Annotated in this window: 16 protein-coding genes and 4 tRNA genes; 9 read left to right on the top strand and 11 right to left on the bottom strand. The window is 67.7% G+C overall.

All coding sequences use genetic code 11. The annotated features are described in order from the left end of the window. The first annotated feature begins 121 nt into the window (after positions 1-121). From AB0L82_RS18295 to AB0L82_RS18285, 3 genes are all read left to right on the top strand, one after another. A complete protein-coding gene (locus AB0L82_RS18295) occupies positions 122-745 on the top strand; it encodes a TetR family transcriptional regulator (RefSeq protein ID WP_364637249.1) in 624 nt (207 codons plus the stop codon). Positions 746-810: 65 nt separating this feature from the next. Further along, on the top strand, positions 811-1,440 hold the full coding sequence (locus AB0L82_RS18290) for a glyoxalase (protein WP_364637247.1): 630 nt from the start codon (positions 811-813) through the stop codon (positions 1,438-1,440). A 76-nt stretch (positions 1,441-1,516) separates the two neighbouring features. Further along, positions 1,517-1,831 carry a hypothetical protein gene (locus AB0L82_RS18285; RefSeq protein ID WP_364637245.1) on the top strand — a complete coding sequence of 105 codons (315 nt, stop codon included), beginning with the start codon at positions 1,517-1,519 and terminating at the stop codon, positions 1,829-1,831. A gap of 314 nt (positions 1,832-2,145) precedes the next feature. Here the strand turns inward: AB0L82_RS18285 and AB0L82_RS18280 are convergent. From AB0L82_RS18280 to AB0L82_RS18270, 3 genes are all read right to left on the bottom strand, one after another. Continuing rightward, a tRNA-Ser gene (locus AB0L82_RS18280) sits at positions 2,146-2,233 on the bottom strand. 54 nt (positions 2,234-2,287) lie between these two features. Further along, on the bottom strand, positions 2,288-2,725 hold the full coding sequence (locus AB0L82_RS18275; RefSeq protein ID WP_364637243.1) for a nucleoside deaminase: 438 nt from the start codon (positions 2,723-2,725) through the stop codon (positions 2,288-2,290). Between the two features lie 20 nt (positions 2,726-2,745). Next, positions 2,746-3,285 (bottom strand): tRNA adenosine deaminase-associated protein, encoded by a 540-nt coding sequence (locus AB0L82_RS18270; protein ID WP_364637241.1) that lies wholly within the window; start codon positions 3,283-3,285, stop codon positions 2,746-2,748. A 58-nt stretch (positions 3,286-3,343) separates the two neighbouring features. Between AB0L82_RS18270 and AB0L82_RS18265 the strand changes: the two genes are divergently transcribed. Next, the gene (locus tag AB0L82_RS18265; protein ID WP_364637239.1) at positions 3,344-4,291 is read left to right on the top strand and encodes a prephenate dehydrogenase; all 948 of its coding nucleotides are present in this window, start codon (positions 3,344-3,346) and stop codon (positions 4,289-4,291) included. A gap of 6 nt (positions 4,292-4,297) precedes the next feature. On the opposite strand, the gene AB0L82_RS18260 is transcribed toward AB0L82_RS18265, so the two are convergent. After that, on the bottom strand, positions 4,298-4,900 hold the full coding sequence (locus tag AB0L82_RS18260; RefSeq protein ID WP_364637237.1) for a putative glycolipid-binding domain-containing protein: 603 nt from the start codon (positions 4,898-4,900) through the stop codon (positions 4,298-4,300). A 211-nt stretch (positions 4,901-5,111) separates the two neighbouring features. On the opposite strand from AB0L82_RS18260, the gene dcm reads away from it, so the two are divergent. From dcm to AB0L82_RS18240, 4 genes are all read left to right on the top strand, one after another. Continuing rightward, a complete protein-coding gene (dcm, locus tag AB0L82_RS18255) occupies positions 5,112-6,254 on the top strand; it encodes a DNA (cytosine-5-)-methyltransferase (RefSeq protein ID WP_364637976.1) in 1,143 nt (380 codons plus the stop codon). Positions 6,255-6,314: 60 nt separating this feature from the next. Continuing rightward, positions 6,315-6,728 carry a very short patch repair endonuclease gene (locus AB0L82_RS18250; RefSeq protein WP_364637235.1) on the top strand — a complete coding sequence of 138 codons (414 nt, stop codon included), beginning with the start codon at positions 6,315-6,317 and terminating at the stop codon, positions 6,726-6,728. 97 nt (positions 6,729-6,825) lie between these two features. Then, the gene (locus tag AB0L82_RS18245) at positions 6,826-7,551 is read left to right on the top strand and encodes a DUF998 domain-containing protein (protein ID WP_364637233.1); all 726 of its coding nucleotides are present in this window, start codon (positions 6,826-6,828) and stop codon (positions 7,549-7,551) included. Positions 7,552-7,561: 10 nt separating this feature from the next. Next, positions 7,562-8,272, top strand: a complete 711-nt coding sequence (locus tag AB0L82_RS18240) for a maleylpyruvate isomerase family mycothiol-dependent enzyme (RefSeq protein WP_364637231.1) — start codon at positions 7,562-7,564, stop codon at positions 8,270-8,272. A gap of 61 nt (positions 8,273-8,333) precedes the next feature. Here the strand turns inward: AB0L82_RS18240 and AB0L82_RS18235 are convergent. From AB0L82_RS18235 to AB0L82_RS18225, 3 genes are all read right to left on the bottom strand, one after another. Continuing rightward, positions 8,334-8,406, bottom strand: a tRNA-Arg gene (locus AB0L82_RS18235). A gap of 43 nt (positions 8,407-8,449) precedes the next feature. After that, a tRNA-Ser gene (locus tag AB0L82_RS18230) sits at positions 8,450-8,539 on the bottom strand. Positions 8,540-8,664: 125 nt separating this feature from the next. Next, a complete protein-coding gene (locus AB0L82_RS18225) occupies positions 8,665-9,354 on the bottom strand; it encodes a dienelactone hydrolase family protein (RefSeq protein ID WP_364637229.1) in 690 nt (229 codons plus the stop codon). Between the two features lie 194 nt (positions 9,355-9,548). Here AB0L82_RS18225 and hisC point away from each other — a divergent pair, with 194 nt between their 5' ends. After that, positions 9,549-10,622 carry a histidinol-phosphate transaminase gene (gene hisC, locus AB0L82_RS18220; RefSeq protein ID WP_364637227.1) on the top strand — a complete coding sequence of 358 codons (1,074 nt, stop codon included), beginning with the start codon at positions 9,549-9,551 and terminating at the stop codon, positions 10,620-10,622. 17 nt (positions 10,623-10,639) lie between these two features. Here hisC and AB0L82_RS18215 read toward each other — a convergent pair whose 3' ends face one another. The 4 genes from AB0L82_RS18215 to AB0L82_RS18200 all read right to left on the bottom strand — a co-directional run bounded on the left by AB0L82_RS18215 (position 10,640) and on the right by AB0L82_RS18200 (position 13,442). After that, on the bottom strand, positions 10,640-11,692 hold the full coding sequence (locus AB0L82_RS18215) for an alpha/beta hydrolase family protein (RefSeq protein ID WP_364637225.1): 1,053 nt from the start codon (positions 11,690-11,692) through the stop codon (positions 10,640-10,642). A gap of 20 nt (positions 11,693-11,712) precedes the next feature. Beyond that, positions 11,713-12,744: a HoxN/HupN/NixA family nickel/cobalt transporter gene (locus AB0L82_RS18210; RefSeq protein ID WP_364637222.1), complete on the bottom strand. Its 1,032-nt coding sequence runs from the start codon at positions 12,742-12,744 to the stop codon at positions 11,713-11,715. A 135-nt stretch (positions 12,745-12,879) separates the two neighbouring features. Beyond that, positions 12,880-12,964 (bottom strand) — tRNA-Ser (locus AB0L82_RS18205). Positions 12,965-13,031: 67 nt separating this feature from the next. Beyond that, positions 13,032-13,442: a MarR family transcriptional regulator gene (locus tag AB0L82_RS18200; protein WP_364637974.1), complete on the bottom strand. Its 411-nt coding sequence runs from the start codon at positions 13,440-13,442 to the stop codon at positions 13,032-13,034. Between the last annotated feature and the right edge of the window lie 34 nt (positions 13,443-13,476).

Raw genomic sequence — 13,476 nt, 5'->3', positions numbered from 1 at the left:
GATGCGGGGTGTTCGGTTCGGTGTGCAGCAATCATGACACTCAGTTCCAGAAGTGCGCAAGTACCAATTTGGACCGAGTTTCTTCAGCGACTCAGTTTCGGCACCGGCTATGATCACCGGCATGACCACGGACGACCGCGCGCTTCCGCTGCGCGAACGCAAGCGCCTGCGCACCCGCCGCGCCCTCGCCGATGTCGCGCTGCGCCTGTTCACCGAGCAGGGCTTCGACAGCACCAAGGTGGAGCAGCTGGTCGAGGAGGCCGAGGTCTCGCGCAGCACCTTCTTCCGCACCTTCCCGACCAAAGAAGCCGCGGCCACCGAGGCCGAAACCGAGTTGTGGGCGAATTACCTTGCGGCACTGGAGGTTCGGGAATTATCCGGTCCCGTGCTGGACGAACTGCGCGATACCCTCGCCGCCGCCGCGCGGGAACTGCCCGAGGACTGGGACCGCCGCTACATCGCCACCCGCCGCCTGGTGCTGACCGCACCCGCACTCATGGGCCATGTGGAGTACCACCGCTCCGGTATCGAGAAGCAGGTAATCGACTGTCTCACAACCAAACTCGACCTCCCCCCGGAGGATCTGCGCCCGCACATCCTCGCCGAGCTCACCACCACCGCCTGGAGCATCGCGGGCCGCGCCTGGGTCGGCGCCGATGGCGACGGCGGCCGCGAGGCCCTCATCGAGCGGCTGCACCGGGCCTTCGCCGCCATCGGATCGGCACTGGAATTGACCGCTGGCTAGCCCCTCCGCGAAGCGATCAGGAATCGAGAAGCGCGCACACCCCTGCGGCAAATAATGTTCTTCTCATGAACATCACAGCAGCTCAGACCACCATTACCGCCATCACCCTGGAGGCCGACGACCCGGCCGCGACCACCGCGTTCTACGCCGCGGCGTTCGGCCTCGGCGACCGCCTGCGGGTGCGCGCCGCCCAGGCCCCGTCCACCGGTTTCCGCGGCTTCGTCCTCTCGCTCGTGGTGTCGCAGCCGAGCACCGTGGACAGCCTCATGGGCACCGCCGTGGAAGCGGGCGCGACGGTCGTGAAGCCCGCCAAGAAGAGCCTCTGGGGCTACAGCGGCGTCCTGCGGTCGCCCGACGGCGTGGTGTGGAAGATCGCCACCTCCGCCAAGAAGGACACCGGCCCGTTCACCCGCGAAGTCGACGCCTTCGTACTGCTGCTCGGCGTCGATGATGTGAAGGCCACCAAGCAGTTCTACGTCGAGCACGGCCTCGCCGTCGCCAAGAGTTTCGGCAGCAAGTACGTCGAATTCGAGGCCCCGGAGGCCGCCCCGGTCAAGCTCGCGCTCTACACCCGCAAATTCGCGGCCAAGGACGCGGGCGTGAGCGCCGAGGGCAGCGGTTCGCACCGCGTCGCCATCCAGACCGCCGCCGCCCCTTTCACCGATCTGGACGGTTTCGACTGGGAGCGGATCTAAATTCGCATCGCACCCACCGGGATATTTGAAACGTTTACATTTCATTCAATGGGTATCGCGATTACCGTTCCGACCCATGACACGAATCCTGACCAAGGCATCCGCCGCCACCGCCCTGTTCGCCGGCATCATCGCCGCCGGATCGGGCCTGGCGAACGCCGAAGCCCCGACGCTTCAGCCCGCACCGATCGCGGCCGATTCCGGATCGAGCCAGGCCAGCGTCGTGCAAACCGGTTCCGGCACCGGATCGGCCGCGCTGGATCTCCCCACCGCCATGCTGCTGTGCCGCCTCACCGGCGGCACCTACAACCTCGGCCTCGGCAGCAGCATGATGAACCACGGGCCCAGCGGCTGCTTCAACGGCCTCTTCGGCAAAACCCCGATCGGATGACATTCCGACAAAAAGCCGCCCACCTGAAATCAGTTGGGCGGCTTCAGCATTGGTCGCGCAGGCTGGAATCTCCCGCCCCGTCAACCGGTCAGTGCGGGGTGTTCGCGTAAGCGGAACCCGCGCTCGCCAGCTGGAGAGCCTTCGCGAAGAAGATGCTGATAAGTTCCATGTCCCCTGAATTCCTAACTCCCGTGGATTGGGCGGACCACATTCCGCCGGGACTACCGATATCACATGTGCGCCACCACCGCATCCGGATATGTTGTGGCACAAGCAAAAAGCCCCTCGCCTGTAATCAGGCGAGGGGCTTGCAGCGGTGGCGGAGGGATTTGAACCCTCGGAGGGGGGTTACCCCTCACACGCTTTCGAGGCGTGCTCCTTAGGCCGCTCGGACACGCCACCGCCGGTGACTTTACCGGACCACCTGCCGAATCCCGAAATCGCCTGCGGAGGGGGTCAGGGGCGCTGGGTTTTGAAGAAGGTGTCCAGTAGGGCGGCGCATTCGGGCTCCAGAATCCCGCCGCGAACCTGGGGGCGATGATTGAGACGTCGATCACGTACCACGTCCCAGAGCGAGCCCACCGCACCGGTTTTCGGCTCCCACGCGCCGAAGATCAGCTTGCCCACCCGGGACAGCACCAGCGCGCCCGCGCACATGGTGCAGGGTTCGAGGGTGACCGCGAGGGTCGCGCCCTCCAGCCGCCAGCCGTCACCCATGACCTTCGCGGCAGCCCGCAGCGCCAGCACTTCGGCGTGCGCGGTCGGATCACCGAGCGCCTCACGGGCATTGGCGGCCCGGGCCAGTTCGCGGCCCGACGCGTCGAAGACGACCGCACCCACCGGTACGTCCCGCGGGTCGGCTGTGCGCGCGGCCTCGATGGCCGCGCGGATCATGTCCTCGTCTACGAGCGGGTTCAGCGCGGGAGTTTGTCGAGGGCCGCGGCGAACTGGTCGGCGAAGCCCAGTGAGCGAGCCACCATGCCGAGCTGTTCGTCCGGGTAGAGGTCGGTTTCGGCGAGGATGACGCTGAGCACCGGTTCGGGCAGGCCCAGATCGGACAGAACGCCGAGGTCGCCCTCCTCCCAGGGTTCGATGTCGTCCAGTTCGTCCGGATCGATATCCGGGATCTCGATATTCAGTTCCTCGAGGACATCGGCCGCGATGTCGTAGTCGATGGCCGCGGTCGCATCGGAGAGCAGGATTCTGCTCCCGGTCGGGCCGGGGCGGAGGATGATGAAGAACTCGTCGTCGATATCGAGCAGGCCGAATACCGCGCCGGAAGCTCGCAGCTCACGCAACTCGGCCTCGGCCGCGGAAAGACTGGAGAGGGCAGCCGCGCTCAACGGCGTGACTTTCCAATCGGCTTCTTCGCGGACAACCGCCACTGCGAACCCTTCCACGTCGTCGTACTCGTCCGACGCCGCCCTGTTCGTGCTCGAGCGCTGTGCTGCCATGGGCGCAACGGTAGTCCGCTTCGGGGGAAATGTTGAAGTCGTATGCGAATCTGATCGCATGACGGGCCATCCGAAAGCAGCTGTCTGTGTCCTGGGCGCCGGATTGATCGGCGGATCGGTGCTCCGCGCCGCCGCCGCGGCGGGTTACGAGGTGTGGGGTTTCAACCGATCCGAGGCCGGTGCGAAAGCCGCCCGCGCCGATGACGTCGACGTGACCAGCGAGATCGAACCGGTGCTGCGGCGGGCTGCCCGCGAGGACGCGCTGATCGTGGTCGGCGTGCCCATGCCCGCACTGGACACCATCCTCTCGGATGTGAAGTCCTTCGCACTCGAATGCGCGCTCACCGATGTGGTGAGCGTCAAAGCCCCGGTGGCGGCGGCTATGAAACGGCATGAGCTGGCGGCCCGCTACGTGGGCGGGCATCCGATGGCCGGGACCAGCGAGTCCGGTTGGGCCGCATCCACTCCCGACCTGTTCCAGCGGGCCGCGTGGGCGGTGAGCGTGGATCCGGGGACGCACGCGGGCGCGTTCGAGCGAGTGGCGCGATTGGCCCTGGATTGCGGTTCCGTGGTGGTGCCGGTGCTGAGCGAGGAACACGATCGAGCCGTGGCGCGCATCTCGCATCTGCCGCACGTGCTGGCCGAGGCGCTCGCGATCCAGGGCCGCAATGGCGGAGCGCTGGCGCTGGGCCTGGCGGCGGGTTCGTTCCGCGACGGCACCCGGGTCGCGGCCACCGCGCCGGATCTGGTGCGGGCCATCTGCGATCCGAACGCGACCGCACTGCTGGAGGTGCTGGAGGACGCGCTGCGGGTGCTGGAGGGCGCGCGGGACAGCCTGCGCGAGAACGGCACCATCGGGCAGCTGGCCGATGCGGGACATGACGCGCGTGTCGACTTCGACGACAACGAGCGTTGGGCGATCACCGATATCCGCCCGGGGGACCAGGATTGGGCCGAGCGGCTGGCCGAGGCGGGACGACGCGGCGGGGTCATCGAGTCGCTGTAGGGCGGCTCAGATGCGTTCGGCGAGGCCCGGGTAGTCGAGCAGGAAGCCGTCGTCGTCGACCTTGACGGTCGCGCTCGATACCGGTGACAGCACGTGGATGCCGTCGGCGCCGCTGCTGTAGGTGAGGCTGGCTTCCTGGACATGCAGGTCGGGCAGGCGGACGTAGACGACCGGGACCTGGACGTCCTCGCTGGCGTGCGCGAGGCCGTAGCGGCGGATGGGCAGGGTGTTGAAGAACGGGCTCAGCACCACGTCGACGTCGAGCGCACCGCCAAAGGTGGAGCGCACATGTGTGCCACCGGCGTCGATGAGCCAGTAGTTCTCCTCGTCGCGGGCGATGGAGGCGTGCCGCTCGCCGGTGGCGAGGGTGCTGCGCAGGGACAGTCGCCGGGTGACGCCGTTCTCGTCGGTGACCAGGTCGTAGGACGCGCTGAAGGCCGGATGATCCTCGCACTCCCCCGCGATGATGCGGCCGGCCGCGCGAATCCGGTTGCCGCTGAGCACAACCCGCACCGATTCCATTCGCGACGCGTTATGCGCGCGCCAGGTCAATATCGACGGCCATTTCGGCGCCGCCGGTTTCGAATCCTCGCTCCCGCTCTCCGTCACGCCTATAACCGTACGTGCAGCCGGTTTTCCTCCGGTGACCCCCGGCGCGCGTTTCCCGGCGGCGTGTCGGGGCGCTGACGACCGCAGGCGATGCAGACCGCCCGGTATGCCCGGTGTTGCTCGAGGTCGGGTCGCGGGGACTCGAGTAACGTGTTCGCGGGCATGTGTGGGGAACTCGGGGCTGGAAGGGACTTTTGTGACTGGCGCGCGGATGGTCGGGCTGTTCGCCGGGATCGGCGGGCTGGAGCTCGGACTGGCCGCGCACGGCTGGCAGAGCGAACTGCTGTGTGAGATCGACGCGGGCGCGCAGGCCGTGCTAGCCGCCAGGTTCCCCGGGGTCGAGCTGCATTCGGATGTGACCCGGCTGCGCGCGCTGCCCGCCGGCACCGATCTGGTGGCCGCCGGATTCCCCTGCCAGGATCTGTCCCAAGCCGGACGAACAGCCGGAATCACCGGTGCCCGTTCGGGTTTGGTGGACGAGGTGTTCCGCCTGGTGAAGCGCAAGCGCGGACCGCGCTGGCTGCTCATCGAGAATGTCCCGTTCATGCTGCAACTGGGCGCGGGCGCGGCCATGCGGCACATTACGAGCGCGCTGGAGGAGCTCGGATACACCTGGGCATACCGGGTGGTCGACGCGCGCGCGTTCGGGCTGCCACAGCGCCGTCAGCGGGTGCTCATGCTGGCCTCGCGCACCGAGGACCCGAGGCCGGTGCTGTTCGGCACCGATGCCGGACCGCATCCGGTCGGCGATCCGGCGCACGATCCGTGCGGCTTCTACTGGACCGAGGGCAATCGCGGACTCGGCTGGGCGGTGAACGCGGTGCCGACCCTCAAGGGCGGGTCGGGGCTGGGCATCGCGAGCCCACCCGCGGTGCGGCTGCCGTCGGGCGAACTGGTCACCCCGGGCATCACCGACTGCGAACGGCTGCAGGGTTTCGATCGGGATTGGACGACACCGGCCCTCGATGTCCCCGGCGTGCGGCGCGGGCATCGCTGGAAGCTGGTCGGCAATGCGGTGAGCGTGCGGATGGCGTCCTGGATCGCGGGCCGCCTCGCCGATCCCGCCGACGACCCGTTCCCGGCGGGCGAACCGCACACCCGCCGCGCCTGGCCGCTGGCCGCGTGGGGCCGCGACGGCGCGGTGTACCGGGTTCCGGTGTCCACCTGGCCCGTACACGCGCCCTACGAGGATCTGCGCTGGTTCCTCGACGATGTGAGCCTGCTCTCGGCCCGCGCCACGGCCGGATTCCTGCGCCGCACCACCATGGGCACACTGCGCTTCCCGCCCGGTTTCATCGAGGACGTGGAGAACCATCTCGACCGAATGGGAGGATTCCCCCGCGAGGCCGCCTGAGCCGAACGGGCGAATTCGCCGATCGCACTTCACGAGTCGCTCTGCCGTTCAGGAGTAGTCATGCCGCGTCCGATCACCGATGCGGCGACCAGTGCGCGAATGGCGAAGCAGCGGCGGGTCGACACCAAGCCGGAAATGGCGCTGCGCCGGGAATTGCACAGGCGGGGTGCGCGGTTCTTCGTCGATAGGGCTCCGCTGCCGAAGATGCGGCGGCGAGCCGACATCGTGTTCCCGCGGCGGAAGGTGGCGGTGTTCGTGGACGGCTGTTTCTGGCACAGCTGTCCGCAACACGCCACGTCGCCGAAGAACAACGCCGAGTTCTGGGCCGAGAAATTGGCCGGGAATGTGGCCCGGGATCGCGATACCGATGCGCGGCTGACGGCGCAGGGCTGGACGGTGGTGCGGGTGTGGGAACACGAATCGGCGCAAGCGGCCGCCGACCTGGTATTGCTGGTATTGGCCCGCGGGGCGTGAAGCCCGCGCGGTCGATGCGCGACAATGGACGTACCACCGGACCGTCCGACCAGTACGGCTGCGAGAGCGAGCGAGGCCAGCGAAAGCGAGTACGGCTATGACCCGGACCCAGGAGAAACAGGTAGCGGCGGCCCCGAGTGACGCACCGCCCACTCCACGCTGGCGACGGGTACTGCGCTGGTGCATCGCCATCCTGATCGGGCTGGCCGGGCTCGGTTATTCGTCCTGGGTGCTGGAATTCCTGCTACCCATCCCCAGCGATCCGACGAACACCTTCCTGAGTCAGCTGGCCGAGAAGGGTGCGCCGTTCCGCTGGGTCTTCACCACCGGTGACACCGTGTCGGGGACGATGCTCGCGGTGGCCGGTATCGGCGGCCTGCTGTTGTTCTCGCGCCGCCGCTATTCCACCATCGGCTGGATCGCGCTGACCTGTTTCGGACTCTCCACCATCGCCGATGCCCAGTGGCCGATCGATCCCACTGTGACGCATACGTATTCGGAATCCGGACTGGTTCCGCAGCTGCATCAGATTCACGCGCTCACCAGTTCGCTGGCGGTGTTCTCCATCTACATCGCGATGATCGCGTTCAGTGTGGCGGCGTTCAAATACAAGCGCTGGCCGATTCTGCGCCATACCGGCCTGTGGATTCTCATCATCGGTTCGGTCGTGACGGCCTGGATGCTGATCGCCGACAATCTGCCCGGCAATTACGGTCTCGGCATCGCACAGCGCATCCAGGTGGGCGCGATGTCGCTGTGGCTGGTCGTGCTCGCGGTGCAAATCGTTCTCGCCGAACGGGATTCCGACCGCCGCGCTGGGTAGGGTCGATGCTGTGACCAGCGACGCACTCACCGAGATTCCCACGCAGCTCGACACCGTCGCGGCCGCGACGACCCTGCTGCTCGACGCCGCCTCCGGCCTCACCGACGCCGATCTGATCGAGGCGTCGCTACTGCCCGGCTGGACCCGCGGGCATGTGCTGACGCATCTGTCCCGCAATGCCGACAGCCTGGTGAACCTGCTGCTGTGGGCGCGCACCGGTATCGAAACCCCGCAGTACGCAAGCGCTTTCCTGCGCGACGCCGATATCGAAGCCGGCGCCCCGCGCGCCATGCGCGAACAATTCGAGGACCTCACCGCGTCCGCCGAGCGCTGGCTCGCCCTGGCCCGGGTGATGCCCGCCGAATCCTGGCAGGCGATCGTGCGCAACCGCCAGGGCGGCGAGCTGCCCGCCAGCCGCGTGCTGTGGATGCGCCTGCTGGAGGTCGAGATTCACCACGTGGACCTGAATATCGGCTACACGCCCCAGGATTGGCCCGCCGCCTTCGTCACCCGCCTGCTCCCCCAGGCCATCGGTGACCTGTCCGCCAAGGAGGGTCCGGGCTTCACCGTCACCGCGACCGACACCGGCTACACCGGCACGGTAGGCACCCCTGAGACGGAAATCACCGGCCCCGCACCAGCTCTCGCCGCCTGGCTCATCGGCCGCTCCGATGGCGCGGATCTCACCGGCACCCTCCCGGACCTCGCGGACTGGAAATAACGAGCACCACCCCGGATAACAAGAATGTCCCCGCACCTGCTGGTGCGGGGACATTCTGCTGTGCGCCCGAAGGGATTCGAACCCCTAACCTTCTGATCCGTAGTCAGATGCTCTATCCGTTGAGCTACGGGCGCATGGTCGAACATATTCAGTTGTAGCAGCCCGGCGAACCGGGCTTGGCGGAGGCGAGAGGATTTGAACCTCCGGTCCCCGTGAAGGGACAACTCATTAGCAGTGAGTCCCATTCGGCCGCTCTGGCACGCCTCCTGGAGCCTTCTCTTACGAGGGCGCCGGTCCTTTCGAACCGCCGGGACGAAAGATTACACAGCGGGTGACCAATAGGCAAAACGGCTGGTCAGAGGCTCGATGCGGGCCATCTGACGAGGGTGGTCTCAGCGCAGGTGACTGTCGAACCATTCGAAGATGCGGGTTTGCGCGTCGAGGGTGGCGGCGTCCTCGGGGCCGGCCGGATCGAAGCCGGGGTGATCGGGGCGGTGCCGCAGGCCCGGATAGCTGACCACGAGGGTGGCGACGTCGGCGCGGGCGGCGGCGTCGCGCAGGCGGTCGACCTGATCGGGCGGGGTGCGCGGATCGTCCGCGCCGAACAGGGCGAGCCAGGGCGCTTTGAGGCCGGGCGCGGCGATGGCGAGCGCGACAGCCTGTGGGGTGAGCGGGGTTTCGATGCCGGGGGCGGCGACGCTGACGGCCGCGCCGATGCGGCGATCGGTGGCGACCAGGGCGGCGGCGGTGCCCGCGGAGTCGAAGCCGAGCACCCCGATGCAGTCACCGAAGACGCCGTGCCCGGTGAGCCATTCGAAGCAGGCGTCGAAATCCTCGACCAGGTCCGCGCCGAAAACCTGTTCCGGCACCACGCCATTGGCGCGGTGGAAGAGGTCGGGCGCGACCACCGTCCAGCCCTCATCGGCCAGGGATCGCATGAGATCCAGCAAAGGATCGGTGAATTCGCGCGATTCGTGCAACACCACGATGCCACCTCGTGCATGACCATCCGGTTCGATCACAGTGAGAGGAACCCGCATCGTCTCGTGCACAGGCGCTAGATCTCGGAAAATGCCCGCCATGCAGCCAGAGTAGTTGCGCAAGGTAACTTCGGGATTAATGTTTTGCCGGGGTCAATGCGCAGAACATTTTCCGGTACAAACACCCGCACGGCAAACGCCGTGCCACTTTCGCGGCGGTCACCGATCGGCGGCCGCGGCGCATCGGTACGGCACCACCGGGGCGGTGCGAATCGGGCACCGCATAGGGTGGGATGGTGAGCGCGCACATTCGTCCGGATCTCGATGCCATCCCGGCGTACATCGCCGGCCGCAGCCACCCCGACCTGGTGAAGCTGGCCAGCAACGAGACCACCTTTCCGCCGCTGCCCTCGGTGGCCAAGGCCATCGCCGAGGCCGCCGAACTGGTGAACCGGTACCCGGACAACGCCGCGCTCGAATTGCGCAGCGCCATCGCCGAATTCCACGGTGTCGCGGTGGAGAACGTGGCGGCCGGTTGCGGCAGTGTCGCCATCTGCCAGGAACTGGTGCAGATCACCTGCCTCGCGCCCACCGATGAGGTGGTTTTCGCGTGGCGCTCGTTCGAGGCGTACCCGATCGTGACGCAGGTGGCGGGCGCGACGGCGGTACGAGTGCCGCTCGATCACGATTTCGCGCACGATCTGGACGCGCTGGCGGCGGCGATCACGCCCAATACCCGCGTGGTGTTCGTGTGCAATCCGAACAATCCGACCGGGACCGCGCACGGCACCGCCGAACTCATCCGCTTCGTGGATTCGGTGCCCGCGAACGTGCTGGTGGTGCTGGACGAGGCCTACTACGAGTACATGCGGCTGGACGATCAGCCCAACGGCGTGGAGATCGGCCGCACCCGGCCCAATGTGCTTGTGCTGCGCACCTTCTCGAAGGCGTACGGCCTCGCGGGGCTGCGCGTCGGCTATGCGGTCGGCGATCCCGACGTGGTCACCGCGCTGATGAAGGTGCATATCCCGTTCAGCGTGAACCGGGTGGCGCAGGCCGCCGCCATCGCCTCGCTGGACGCCCGGCACGAGCTGCTCGAGCGCACCAACGCCGTTGTGGCCGAACGCAATCGCATGCGGGACGCACTGGCGGCGGTGGGCTATCGGGTCGCGGACAGCCAGGCCAACTTCCTGTGGCTGCCGCTCGGCGACCGCAGTGCCGAATACGGTCAGGCCAGCGCCGAGGCCGGAGTGCTGGTGCGGCCCTACGGAGATGACGGCGTCCGCATCACCGCGGGCGACCCGCACGAGAACGACCTGTTCCTGAGCTTCGCCACCGATCCGGCGACCGTCGCGCGCTTCCTCGGCTAGCCGATTCCGAGGTTGGGCTAGCCGATTCCGAGCCCCAGGGCCAAGGTCGGCCAGGAGCGCGGGAGTTCGTCGGCCCAGTAGGGCCAGGAGTGGGTGCCGGTGAGGCGGCGGTCGACCACGGCCGGAATGCCGAGTTGACCGAGGCGGTCCGAGAGTTGCGCGGTGCACATGTCCGCACCCGCTTCGAGCGGTCCGCCGAACAGAATCGATTGGCGGGCATCGGGATTGCCCGGACCGTCGTGTTCACCGGGCAGCCCGCTGCCCGAGGACAGGTAGATGGTCTTGCCGCGCAACGCTTCCGCGTGCAGCAGCACATCGTGCGCGGCCCACTGCGGATCGTCCGAGGGGCCGAACATATTGTCCGGATCGCCGCCGAAGGTGCCGACCACGGCGCGCGCCTGCGCCTGGCCGAAGTCCGAACTCATTGCGTAGCAGCCGCTGTGCGCCCCCACGGCCCGGTAGAGCTCCGGATGGCGCACGGCCAGCATCATGGCCGCCTCCGCGCCCATGGAGACGCCGGTGAGCCCGTTGACGCCGTCTCCGCCGAAGCGGGCGTCCAGCAGTGGCGGCAGTTCGCGGGTGAGGAAGGTTTCCCACCGGTTGGTGCCGAGTTTGGGGTCGGCGTGCAGCCAGTCGGTGTAGTAGCTGGCCGGTCCGCCGAGGGTGAAGACCACGTTCACGTTCTTATCGGCGAAGAAGCGCAGTGCGCCGCCCTTGTTCGCCCAATTGTTGGCGTCGGCCGCGGCGCTGCGCCCGTCCAGCATGTAGAGGGTGGGGCGCGGGGAATCGCGGACGGCGGGCAGCAGCACCTGCACGTCCACGGTCCGCCCCATGGCGGGTGAGTTGACCGAGACCTGCAGCAGCCGATCGTTCAGATTCTCGATGCGCGCGATGGCGGCGTGGCTGGGATGCACGGCGTCGACCGCGGGCGGAGCCTCCTCGTTGGACCCGGAGTCCACGGGCGGTTCGGCAAGCGATTGCGGAAGGCTGAACAACGCCGCACCGGCGAGCAGTGCGGCGCTGGCGAGGGCGCCGGCGAGGCGACGCCGTACTGCACTGCGGCGAAGCACCCTGCCAATCCTGCCAGAAATCAATCGGCGGCGAGATCACGTTCCCAGCGCGTCTCCACATCGGTGAAGCGCCACACGGCGATTGCGACCGCCCAGGTGCCCAGGAACAGCCCGGCGATGACGAAGCCGAGGTCGCCGAGGTCCAGATTTCCGATCCAGGCGATGAAACCCGTTGTGATATCGAGACGTTCGACGAAGATCGAGATGATCTCCTGCACGCCGATCAGCAGTGCGACGGCCACGGACAGCCCGGTGATGACCAGGTTGTAGTAGATCTTGCGCACCGGTCGCGCGAACGCCCAGTCGTAGGCGTAGCTCATGAAGGAGCCGTCGAGGGCGTCGAACAGCGTCATACCGGCCGAAAACAGCACGGGCAGAACGAGAATCGTGTACCAGGGCAGTCCGGTGGCGGCCGCGCCGCCCGCGATCACCAGCAGCCCGACCTCGGTGACGGTGTCGAAGCCGAGCCCGAAAAGCAGTCCGACCGGGTACATCTGCCACGGTTTGCGCACCAGCTTCACCACCGGCCCGAGAATCCGGTTGAGCGCGCCGCGGTGTTCGAGTTCGTATTCCAGGCGCGCCTCGTCGAGGTCACCGCCGCGCATGCGCCGGTACACCTTCCAAATGGCCACCAGCGACGCCAGATTCAGCAGGCCGATGGCGATCAGGAAGATGCCGGAGATGCTGGTGCCCCACAGCCCCGTCCACCTGTGCAGGGCAGAGCCTTCGTCCTCGATGGGCCCGGCGAGCGCGCGCACGCCCGCCGCCAGCAGGGCCACCATCAGGAAGACGATGCTGGAATGGCCGAGGGCGAACCAGAATCCGACGGTGTGCGTCTTGGCGCGGCCGTTCTCGGCGACGAGTTTGCGGGTGGTGTTGTCGATGGCGGCGATATGGTCGGCGTCGAAGGCGTGCCGCATACCGAGCGTGTAGGCGGTCACGCCCAGCCCGACCCCGAAGACCGCGCCCTGCACCATGTGATGGCCCGGCACCACGAATATCAGCAGGGTGCCCCAGCCGATGATGTGCAGCGCGAGAACCGCGAGACCCATTGCCACCCAACCGCGCACGACACACCCTCATCTCGCCGTGCCCGCACCTGCGCCACATCCTCGGAGCCCAAGGCGCGGGCGTCGACGCAAATGGGCACCGGCAACTTGATCCGGTGCCCATCTACGTATCTTCAGCGGAAGCGGAGGGATTTGAACCCCCGGTCGCTCTCACGACGCTCGCTTTCAAGGCGAGTGCATTCGGCCGCTCTGCCACGCTTCCAGCGGGTTGATGTTAGCAGCGTCCAGTTATCCACCGCTTCGCTCCGGCCGGGTCCGTGACCGACCTGCTAATCGGCGCGATGGTCGCCCGCTCGGTCGATGACTTCCATCGCCGCCGCCATCGCGGCGAGCTGCTGCGGGGTGAGCAGGTCGATGAAGTAGCGGCGGACGGCGGCGACGTGGCCGGGGGCGGCCAGGCGCAGGCGGCGCAGGCCCTCATCGGTGAGCTGGGCCAGCACGCCGCGGCCGTCGTCCTCGCAGGCGGTGCGGCGGACCATGTGCTGGCCTTCGAGGCGGCGGATCTGATGGGTGAGGCGACTGCGGGAGGAGAGCACGCCGTCGGCGAGATCGCTCATGCGCAGCGAGCGGCCGGGCGCTTCGGAGAGTTTGACCAGGATGCGGTAGTCGGCGAAGGAGAGCGCGCTGTCGCGTTGCAGTTGGCGATTGAGGTCGGCCATGAGGCGCTGGCCGCCGTCCATATAGGACCGCCACGCGCGCTGCTGCTCGGGGGTG

Source organism: Nocardia sp. NPDC052001, from assembly GCF_040680615.1.
Taxonomy (GTDB): Bacteria; Actinomycetota; Actinomycetes; order Mycobacteriales; family Mycobacteriaceae; genus Nocardia.
This window is presented reverse-complemented; position numbering and strand designations above follow the sequence as displayed.

What these genes read in the sequence shown, in the direction of transcription:
- AB0L82_RS18295 (WP_364637249.1), top strand. Translation starts at nt 122, where the DNA reads ATGACCACGGACGACCGCGCGCTTCCGCTGCGCGAACGCAAGCGCCTG.
- AB0L82_RS18290 (WP_364637247.1), top strand. Translation starts at nt 811, where the DNA reads ATGAACATCACAGCAGCTCAGACCACCATTACCGCCATCACCCTGGAG.
- AB0L82_RS18285 (WP_364637245.1), top strand. Translation starts at nt 1,517, where the DNA reads ATGACACGAATCCTGACCAAGGCATCCGCCGCCACCGCCCTGTTCGCC.
- AB0L82_RS18275 (WP_364637243.1), bottom strand. Translation starts at nt 2,725, where the DNA reads ATGATCCGCGCGGCCATCGAGGCCGCGCGCACAGCCGACCCGCGGGAC.
- AB0L82_RS18270 (WP_364637241.1), bottom strand. Translation starts at nt 3,285, where the DNA reads ATGGCAGCACAGCGCTCGAGCACGAACAGGGCGGCGTCGGACGAGTAC.
- AB0L82_RS18265 (WP_364637239.1), top strand. Translation starts at nt 3,344, where the DNA reads ATGACGGGCCATCCGAAAGCAGCTGTCTGTGTCCTGGGCGCCGGATTG.
- dcm (WP_364637976.1), top strand. Translation starts at nt 5,112, where the DNA reads ATGGTCGGGCTGTTCGCCGGGATCGGCGGGCTGGAGCTCGGACTGGCC.
- AB0L82_RS18250 (WP_364637235.1), top strand. Translation starts at nt 6,315, where the DNA reads ATGCCGCGTCCGATCACCGATGCGGCGACCAGTGCGCGAATGGCGAAG.
- AB0L82_RS18245 (WP_364637233.1), top strand. Translation starts at nt 6,826, where the DNA reads ATGACCCGGACCCAGGAGAAACAGGTAGCGGCGGCCCCGAGTGACGCA.
- AB0L82_RS18225 (WP_364637229.1), bottom strand. Translation starts at nt 9,354, where the DNA reads ATGGCGGGCATTTTCCGAGATCTAGCGCCTGTGCACGAGACGATGCGG.
- AB0L82_RS18210 (WP_364637222.1), bottom strand. Translation starts at nt 12,744, where the DNA reads ATGGGTCTCGCGGTTCTCGCGCTGCACATCATCGGCTGGGGCACCCTG.
- AB0L82_RS18200 (WP_364637974.1), bottom strand. Translation starts at nt 13,442, where the DNA reads ATGGACGGCGGCCAGCGCCTCATGGCCGACCTCAATCGCCAACTGCAA.